Source organism: Polaromonas sp., assembly GCF_041689105.1.
GTDB lineage: Bacteria > Pseudomonadota > Gammaproteobacteria > Burkholderiales > Burkholderiaceae_C > Polaromonas.
In genome coordinates this window covers 21,137-30,052 of record NZ_JBDNGU010000034.1, presented here as the reverse complement: position 1 = coordinate 30,052, position 8,916 = coordinate 21,137, and the positions used below count along the sequence as shown (strand labels likewise).

The window sequence follows — 8,916 nt, the reverse complement described above, 5'->3', positions numbered from 1 at the left end:
CGGCAACACCCAGGGCAGCGTCGCTGGTGGCGGCGTGATCCGGGAAGTGGAAACCGTGGTGGTGCCGCCAGGCGCGACCTCGGTACGCATTGAGCCCCAAACCAGTGCGCCTGTGCTGGTGATGCCGGTTCCGGCAAAATAGGCTGCGCAACTGCAGGCAGCAGCCCTGCGATTGCTGGATAGGCAACAGAAAGAGAAAGTAAACTGCCAGTGTCTGACCGCCCCAAGCATTTTTCCATGGTCCGGGAGTTTCACCTGGCGGATTTCTTTACGCTGTGCAACGCCGCTTGTGGTGTCGCCGGTGTGTTTCTGGCCATGTTGTATGCGGTCGAAGGGCTGAAGTTCTTTTTCTACGCTGCTGCCATCATGGCGCCGGCGGCGTTTGTTTTTGATGTGCTCGATGGCCGCGTCGCGCGCTGGCGCAACCAGCACTCGGCGCTGGGGCGCGAGCTGGATTCTCTGGCCGACATCATTTCCTTTGGCGTGGCCCCGGCCACCCTGGCTTTTGCCGCCGGCATGCGCGGCGGCTGGGACTGGGTGGCGCTGATTTATTTCGTGTGTTGCGGTGTGAGCCGGCTGGCACGCTACAACGTGACTGCAGAAACCCTCTCTCAAGGCGCCGCCAAGGTGGCCTACTTTGAAGGCACGCCCATCCCGACCAGTGTGGTGCTGACTGCGGTGCTGGCCTTTGCCGCGTGGGAAGGCCGGCTCGGCGATCAGCTTTATGGAGGCGTCTGGCAACTGGGTCCTTGGGGATTGCATCCGCTGGCATTGCTGTTTGTGCTGTCGGGCACCTTGATGCTGAGCAAGACGCTGCGCATCCCCAAGCTGTGAAGCGGCTGGTTGAGCCCGCAGTGGTCCGGCGCTGTTTATGTGTCAAGTTAGCCTCCAGCCCTTGCCGGAAGGGCGCAGGCTGCTATTAAATCAGGAGTTATTTGAGCATGACCCCCAACCGCACCAAACCCTCTGAAGCCCCTCCGTCGCAGGGCGACAATTCCCCGTACAACCCGGCCGAGTTGCCCGTCGAGCCCGATTTGGGTCCAGTACCGCCGCTGTCGCACCCGGAAGAGCCTGGCGTGGTCAAGCCCGCCATTTGAATTTGAAGGAAGCCCGCCATGCCAGCCCATCTGTCTGAAGCCGCGCAACAAGCGCTGACCGATTACGACGAAGCCCGTGCGGACTACATGAAGTTCCTGAGCATGAACCCGCCGGACGACCGGGCTGTCAATGCCGCCATGGTGGCCATGGATGAAGCACATATCCGCTTCAAGCAGGCCATGGGCGACCGGGATGCGCCCACGCATTTGCGCCCGGTGTAGCGCGCGGCCCCCGGTACTGTCCACATGCCCTCCGGCGCTACTCGTCGAAAAATCATCAGGCATTGGCAGGCGATTGGGTCACAGTAGGTGGCCTCCCACAGCCTGATGTTGACTTGGCCTATGGTGCCGCCTGCACGCACCCGCAACAATCAAAATCATGAAGGGCCAATGGTGGCCTGAGTTCTTGGGTCAACAGGAGAATGAACATGCAGGCACAAGTCATCACCTCGATCATGCGGCCCACCGTTGCGCTGGCCGATTATGACTTTTTACGGGCGACCTGCGACATGTTGTTGCGCGCCCCCGTTCCCAACCAGGCTGCGATTGACGCAGCCTTTGATGCTCTGGATGCGGCGCATGCACGGCTCAAGGCCGCGCATCTCAATCACCACCCGGCACTCATGAACTGAACGACTTCCGGCGTTGCCTTGAACCGCACAGGCAAAACTGAACCAAAAGACTGGATACCCCGTGCCACTGATCACCTACCTCGTCGAAGACAACCAGACGATTGTCGAGAACCTGATCGAAACCCTGGAAGAAATCGCGTCGGTGAATGTGGTGGGCCACGCAGCGACCGAGGCAGACGCGACACGCTGGCTGTCCGTGCACGATGGACACTGGCAACTCGCGGTTGTCGACATGTTTCTCCAGGAGGGCAGCGGCCTGGGGGTGCTGGCCGGATGCCGCCTACGTGAGCCCTACCAGAAAGTGGTGGTGCTGACCAACTATGCAACGGACGATATGCGCCGCCGCAGCCGGGAGCTTGGTGCCGACGCGGTGTTCGACAAGTCCAACCAGCTGGATGAATTTTTTGCCTATTGCATCGCAGAGACCGCCAAAGATGTGGTGATGCCAGAAACCTGAGGCGCGCGGGCAAGTCGCCGCCCACGCAGTCGGGGGGCGCCCTTACGGGTGCAGCAAAATGGTCACCAGCAAAGATGCATCGCTGCGGGCTTGAAGCGCGTGCGGCTCGTTCGCCGGAAAGGCCATCAAGTTGCCAGCCGCGAGCGGCTGGTGGAGCCGTGGCGTGCTGATCAGCACCTCGCCTTCCAGACATTGAATCGTGATTTCTCCGGACACATGGTGCTCAGGCATGGTCTGCCCGGCCGCCAGCACCACGCGCATCAACTGCAGCTTGTCGGTCTTGAGCAGGCTGTGGGTTTTGACCTCACCCATCCGCGCTGCCAGGGGCCGCACGCTGATGACATCGAGGGGCTGGGCGTGAACAAGGGCCATGGTCTGTCTCCGGGTTGATTCCTGCCACAGTAGCCATCCGCAGCAGTCTTGTCCAGTGCGTCGTCGTGGGTTGGGGCGACAGCCATGGATAATGGCCGGCAAACAGGGCTCACACCACGCACATGGCCATGGACTTGCCGACTTCCGCGCGACCTTTCCCCCATGCTCCGGCTGCCTCTGGCGTGATGTGGTTCTGGCGCGCAGCTGCAGTGATGCTGCTGCTCACGGCGCACGCCGTGCGCGCGCAGGACGGCGCCATGGTTATCGGCAACCAGGGCAGCTATACCCTGTCGCGCGCCTTCATGGTGCTGGAAGACCGCAGTGGCGCGCTGACACTGGATGAGGTTTTGCAGCCACGGCAGCAATCGCGTTTCGAAGTCGTGGCTCAAAGCGGCTCCGCCACCAATTTCGGTCTGACGCCGTCGGCTTTCTGGCTGCGCATTGAACTCCGGCCCAAGGCCGACGCACCGGCGTCATGGTTGCTGGAGGTGGCCTACCCGGCGCTGGACCAGCTCGAACTTTATGTGCAAGCGGCCGGCGGCGGCTTTGTTCGCAGCCGCGGCGGCGACCTGCTGCCCTTTGCGAGCCGGGTGGTGCCGCACCGCAACCACGTGTTGCCGCTGACCCTGCAGGCCGGCCAGGGCACCATGCTGTATCTGCGGGTGCAGTCGCAGGGCACGCTCTCGGCGCCGGTGCGCCTGTGGCAGGCCCAAGCCTTGTGGGCACATGACCAGGCCGAGTACGCTCTGCTGAGCATGTACTTCGGCTTGCTGATCGGCCTGCTGCTTTACAACCTGCTGCTTTACGGCTCGGTGCGTGACCGCGCCTACCTGATCTACGTGGGTTTTGCCGCCGGCATGGCGATGGCGCAGGCTGCACTGACCGGCCTGGGCGGTCAGTTCCTGTGGCCTGACCTGGTGTGGTGGAACAGCGTGTCCCCGCCAGTGGGCATGGCGGTTGCTGCGGCCTTTGGTCTTTTGTTTGCGCGCAGCTTCCTCGCTGCAGCCACCCGCATGCCACGCATGAACCGGCTCATGCTGGTGCTGGTGGGTGGCTGGCTGCTGGCCCTGCTTGCGGCGTTGCTGCTGCCCTACACGGTCTCGTCGTGGATGGTGACGGTGCTGGCAGTGGTCAGCGTGACGGTGGTGGTGCTGGCTGGCGTGCTGAGCGTGCGCGACAAACACCCCGGCGCGCGTTACTTTCTCACCGCGTGGGCCGTGCTGCTGCTCGGCGTGGCCTCGCTGGTGCTCCACAACATCGGGGTGCTGCCGTCCAACCTGCTGACGGCCAACGCCCTGTTGATTGGCTCAGCGCTGGAGATGGTGCTGTTGTCTTTCGCGCTGGCCGACCGCATCAACGTCGTGCAGGCCGAGAAAGAGCAGGCCCAGGCCGCAACGCTGGCCGGCCACGCCATGGTTGAGGCGCTGAGCCAGTCGCAGGAGCGCTACCGCGCCGTGCTGCAGGAGCGCGAAACCATTTTGGCCACCTCCATCGTTGGTATTGCTTTTTTGACACCGGAAGGGCGTTTTCGCTGGACCAATCAGGCGATGCTGGATATTTTCGGCGCAGGCGACAAGCCGCTGACCTCGATGGAGCCGTTTTACCTCTCGCGCGAGCAGTACCTGCATGTGGGCGGCGAGGTGGCGGCCCGCATTCGCGAGGGGCGCGCTTACGAGACAGAAATCCAGGTGCGCCAGCAAGGCGACACGCTGATCTGGATTTCGCTGTCCGGCAAGGCGGTCAGTCCGCGCGACCTCACGCAGGGCACGGTCTGGGTGGTGATGGACATCACGCGGCGCAAGGAACTCGAGGCCGAACTGCTGCACACCTCATCGGAGCGCGAAGCCATTCTCAACAGTGCGCTGGTCGGCATCGTGCTGTCGGTGGCGCGCAGGCATGAATGGGTCAACGAAAAATTCGCCGAGATGGTGGGTTACACGCGGGCCGAACTGATCGGCGAGTCGTCCGAGCGGCTGCACATCAGCTCCGCCGCCTGGGAGTCCTTCGGCGCCCTGGCACGCGAAGGGCTGCGGCAAACCGGAACCTTCGCCAGCGAGCTGCAGTTGCGCCGCAGCAATGGCGAGTTGTTCTGGGTGCAGATGGGCGGCACTTGCCTGCGACCCGGCGAGCCGGACAGCGGCATCATCTGGACCTTCCTGGACATCAGCGCACGCAAGCAGTCGGAGCAGGACACCCGCGAGGCGCTGGAGCAGCAAAAAGAGCTCAACGAGCTGCGCAGCCGCTTTGTGGCCATGACCAGCCACGAGTTCCGCACGCCACTGGCCACCATTTTGTCGTCGGGAGAAATCCTGCAGCATTACGGCGAGCGACTGCCCGCCTCGGAGAAAGCCGAAGTCCTGGCCACCATTGCCGCCAGCGTGCAGCGCATGATACGCATGCTGGACCGCGTGCTGCTGATCGGCAAGGCGGAGGCGCAGATGCTCGAATTCGAGCCGCGCCCGCTGGACCTGCAGGCCCTGTGCCGTCAGCTGCTCGACGAGGCGCATCTGCAGCAGCCGGGCAGCCTGTGTGAATTGCGCCTGGACGATGCGCCGGAAGACGCGGCCGGCCTCTACGACGAAAAACTGCTCAGGCATATTTTCGGCAACCTGCTGTCCAACGCCGTCAAGTACTCGCCCCGTGGGGGACTGGTCCTGTTCAGGGTTCACCGCGAGGGGCACGACGTGGTGCTCGAAGTGTCCGACGAGGGCATCGGCATCCCGCAGGACGAGCTTGCGCACCTGTTTGAGTCGTTTCATCGCGCCAGCAACGTCGGCAGTATTCCCGGCACAGGGCTGGGCCTGGCGATTGTGAAAAACGCGGTTACCGCGCACGGCGGCACGATAGTCGTCAACAGCCGCGCCGGGCTGGGGACCTGTTTCACGGTTCGCCTGCCGGTTCCGGCTTAAGGTGTTGATAGCACCATGAACACTTCCTCATCGCTCACCCGGCGTCTGTTGTTGCAAGCGGCAGCGGTCAGCGCGGGGGGCGTCAGCCTGGGCCTGCCGGGGCGCGCATGGACCCAGTTGCGAACGGCGCACAACCCGTTTCTCCTGGGTGTGGCCAGCGGTTCCCCGGCGCATGATTCGGTGGTCCTGTGGACGCGGCTGATGCTCCCCGGTGAGCAGGCTGATGTGGCCGTGCGCTGGGAAGTCGCGCATGACGACCGTTTTTTCCGCGTGGTTCAGTCCGGCCAGTCGCTGGCCCCGGCCGGGCTGGCTCACGCCGTCCATGTGGAGGTGCAGGGGCTGGAGGCTGATCGCTGGTATTTTTACCGCTTTACCGCTGGTGATGCCGTGAGCGCTGTCGGGCGCACCCGCACCGTCCCGGCCCCCGCTTCGGTGGTGGCCCGGCTGCGCCTGGCCTATGCGTCATGCCAGCGCTGGGAGCACGGCTATTTCAGCGCCTGGCGGCACATGCGCGCAGAGAACCTCGACCTGGTGATGTTCCTGGGCGACTACATCTACGAGTACCCGAACGCCGGCAACGCGGTCCGCGTGCCGACGGGCGGCTGGGTCGTGACGCTGGATGATTACCGCCAGCGTTATGCCGTGTACAAGACAGACGCAGACCTGCAGGCCATACACGCGGCTTGCCCCTGGCTGGTCACCTGGGACGACCACGAGGTGCAAAACGACTATGCCGGCCTGGTGGAAGGCAACAGCGGTTCGCCGTTGCCCGACTTCGCCGCCCGGCGCGCTGCGGCCTACCAGGCTTTTTATGAACACATGCCGGTTCGCGCGTCGGTGCTCACGCGGGCGGTGGCGGGCCTGGCCACAGGCTCGGAGATGCGTATCTACAACCGGACCCAGTATGGGCGGCTGGCTTCGCTGACCATGCTCGATGCCCGGCAATACAAGGACGTGCAGGCATGCACCCCGGAAGGAAAACGAGGCTCCAGCACGCTGGACCCAGCGAGCTGTCCGCCGTGGAGCGATCCGGCACGTAGCCTGCTGGGCCGGCAGCAGGAGCAATGGCTGGATGCCGAGCTGGGCAAGGCCGCCAGCAGGGAGGTTGGCTGGAACGTGCTGGGCCAGCAGTCGCTGTTTGGCCAGCGGGATTTCCGGCGGGGTCCCGGGCAAGTGTTGTGGAACGATGGCTGGGACGGTTATGCGCCGGCCCGCGCTCGCCTGACCGGGGCGCTGCGCAAACACGCGGTAGCCAACCCGGTGCTGCTGGGCGGCGACGTGCATGAAAACTGGGTGGGGCACATCAAGGCCGACTATGCCGATACCGCCAGTCCTGCGCTGGGTGTCGAGTTCTGCGGCACCAGCATCACCTCACGCTCGGCCGGCAACGCCAGAATTGCCGACGTGCTGGCCGAGAACCCGCATTTTGTGTTTGCAGATTCCGAGCGCAAGGGTTACGGCGTGGTGGAGTTCACGCCCCGGCATCTCACCACCACCTTGCGCGTGGTCAGCGATGTGCTCCGGCCGGACAGCGGCATCGAAACGCTGGCGCAGTTTTCGGTGCAAGCCGGGCGACCGGTGATTGAAAAAACCTAGACCATCTCACTTTCCTCGATGCGCTCTGCCAGAAAGCCGCCGCTCTGGTGCGCCCACAGCCGCGCATACAGGCCCCCACTGGCCAGCAGGCTGCGGTGGTCACCTTCTTCCACGATGCGACCCTCATCAAGCACGATCAGGCGGTCCATCGCGGCGATGGTCGAGAGGCGGTGCGCAATCGCGATCACCGTCTTGCCCTGCATCAGTGTGGCCAGGCTGCCCTGAATCGCCATTTCGACTTCGGAGTCGAGCGCGCTGGTGGCTTCGTCAAGCAGCAGGATGGGCGCGTCCTTGAGCATCACGCGTGCAATCGCGATGCGCTGGCGCTGGCCGCCCGAGAGCTTGACGCCGCGCTCGCCGACGTGGGCGTCGTAGCCCTTGCGGCCATGTGGGTCGCTCAGGTGGGCGATGAAGGTGTCGGACTCGGAGCGGCGGGCCGCCTGCTCGATGTCGTGTTGTGTCGCGCCCGGACGGCTGTAGGCGATGTTGTCGCGCAGCGAGCGGTGCAGCAGCGAGGTGTCCTGCGTGACCATGCCGATGTGGCTGCGCAGGCTGTCCTGCGTCACCGTGGCGATGTCCTGCCCGTCGATCAGGATGCGCCCGCCGCTGAGGTCGTGAAAGCGCAGCAACAGGTTGACAAGGGTGGACTTGCCCGCGCCGGAGCGGCCGATCAGACCTATTTTTTCGCCAGGCCGCACCGTCAGGTTCAAACTGTCGATCACGCGCGGCGCGTCCTTGCTGTAGCTGAAGTCCACCTGCTCGAAACGGATTTCGCCGCGCGGCACTTCCAGGGTGCTGGCGTCCGGCGCATCGACGATGGTTCGTGCGCGCGACAGGGTATTGATGCCGTCCTGCACCGTGCCCACGCTTTCGAACAGGCTGGTGGTCTCCCACATGATCCAGTGCGACATACCCTGCAGGCGCAGCGCCATCGCGGTGGCCGCTGCTACCGCGCCTGCGCCCACCGACCCTTTGGACCAGAGCCACAGCGAGGTGCCGGCCATCCCGATGATCAGGCCGATGCTGAGCGCATGGTTGACGATCTCGAACAGGCTGACCAGGCGCATTTGCCGGTGCCCGGTTTTCATGAAGTCCAGCATGGCGGCTCGGGCAAAACCGGCTTCGCGATGGGTGTGCGAAAACAGCTTGACGGTGGTGATGTTGGTGTACGCGTCGGTGATACGGCCGGTCATCAGCGAGCGTGCATCGGCCTGCTGCTTGCCGATATGGCCCAGGCGCGGCACAAAATACGCCAGCGCCATCAGGTACAGTGCCAGCCAGGTCAGAAACGGCAGCACCAGCTGGATGTCAAACGAGCCGGCCAGCAGCGTCATGGTGACCACATAGGCACCCATGGTCACCAGCACGTCGGCCATGACAAACAGCGTGTCGCGCACGGCCAGCGCGGTCTGCATGACCTTGGTGGTCAGGCGCCCGGCAAACTCGTCCTGGTAGAAAGACAGGCTTTGGCCCAGCATGAGGCGGTGGAAGTTCCAGCGCAGCCGCATCGGGAAGTTGATGGCCAGCGTCTGGTGCTTGACGATGGTCTGCAGGGCCACCACGACCACGCTGCCGATAACGATGACCAGCAGCACCAGCAGCATGGGACCGCGTTCTTCCCACAGTTTTGCCGGAGGCGTGATGGACAGCCAGTCGACGATGCGCCCCAGCATGGCAAACAGCAGCGCGTCGAAAATCGCCATGGTCGCCGACAGGCCGGCCAACAGCACGATGTAGCCACGCGCGCCGAGTGAGGCGGCCCAGATGAAGGCGATGAAACCCTTGGGCGGAAGTGACGGTTCGGCGTCCGGGTAGGCGTGCAGCAGCCTTTCGAAGCGTTTGAGCAGAAACAT

9 protein-coding genes are annotated in these 8,916 nt (G+C 64.0%); 7 read left to right on the top strand and 2 right to left on the bottom strand.

Going from position 1 to position 8,916, the window contains the following annotated elements; all coding sequences use genetic code 11:
* Positions 1–237 precede the first annotated feature (237 nt).
* The 5 genes from ACESMT_RS03165 (at position 238) to ACESMT_RS03145 (ending at position 2,186) form a co-directional block, all read left to right on the top strand.
* Positions 238–834 carry a phosphatidylcholine/phosphatidylserine synthase gene (locus ACESMT_RS03165; protein WP_372825126.1) on the top strand — a complete coding sequence of 199 codons (597 nt, stop codon included), beginning with the start codon at positions 238–240 and terminating at the stop codon, positions 832–834.
* Positions 835–941: 107 nt separating this feature from the next.
* Entirely contained in the window at positions 942–1,097 is a 156-nt protein-coding gene (locus ACESMT_RS03160; RefSeq protein ID WP_372825125.1) for a hypothetical protein, read from the top strand.
* 18 nt (positions 1,098–1,115) lie between these two features.
* A complete protein-coding gene (locus ACESMT_RS03155; RefSeq protein WP_372825124.1) occupies positions 1,116–1,319 on the top strand; it encodes a hypothetical protein in 204 nt (67 codons plus the stop codon).
* A 206-nt stretch (positions 1,320–1,525) separates the two neighbouring features.
* On the top strand, positions 1,526–1,729 hold the full coding sequence (locus ACESMT_RS03150; protein ID WP_372825123.1) for a hypothetical protein: 204 nt from the start codon (positions 1,526–1,528) through the stop codon (positions 1,727–1,729).
* Between the two features lie 61 nt (positions 1,730–1,790).
* On the top strand, positions 1,791–2,186 hold the full coding sequence (locus ACESMT_RS03145; protein WP_372825122.1) for a response regulator: 396 nt from the start codon (positions 1,791–1,793) through the stop codon (positions 2,184–2,186).
* A gap of 42 nt (positions 2,187–2,228) precedes the next feature.
* On the opposite strand, the gene ACESMT_RS03140 is transcribed toward ACESMT_RS03145, so the two are convergent.
* On the bottom strand, positions 2,229–2,558 hold the full coding sequence (locus ACESMT_RS03140; protein WP_372825121.1) for a cupin domain-containing protein: 330 nt from the start codon (positions 2,556–2,558) through the stop codon (positions 2,229–2,231).
* Positions 2,559–2,686: 128 nt separating this feature from the next.
* Here ACESMT_RS03140 and ACESMT_RS03135 point away from each other — a divergent pair, with 128 nt between their 5' ends.
* A complete protein-coding gene (locus tag ACESMT_RS03135; RefSeq protein ID WP_372825120.1) occupies positions 2,687–5,467 on the top strand; it encodes a 7TM diverse intracellular signaling domain-containing protein in 2,781 nt (926 codons plus the stop codon).
* A gap of 15 nt (positions 5,468–5,482) precedes the next feature.
* Entirely contained in the window at positions 5,483–7,063 is a 1,581-nt protein-coding gene (locus ACESMT_RS03130) for an alkaline phosphatase (protein ID WP_372825119.1), read from the top strand.
* Here the strand turns inward: ACESMT_RS03130 and ACESMT_RS03125 are convergent.
* Positions 7,060–8,916, bottom strand: a complete 1,857-nt coding sequence (locus tag ACESMT_RS03125) for an ABC transporter ATP-binding protein (RefSeq protein ID WP_372825118.1) — start codon at positions 8,914–8,916, stop codon at positions 7,060–7,062. The two genes, ACESMT_RS03130 and ACESMT_RS03125, sit on opposite strands and share 4 nt — an antisense overlap.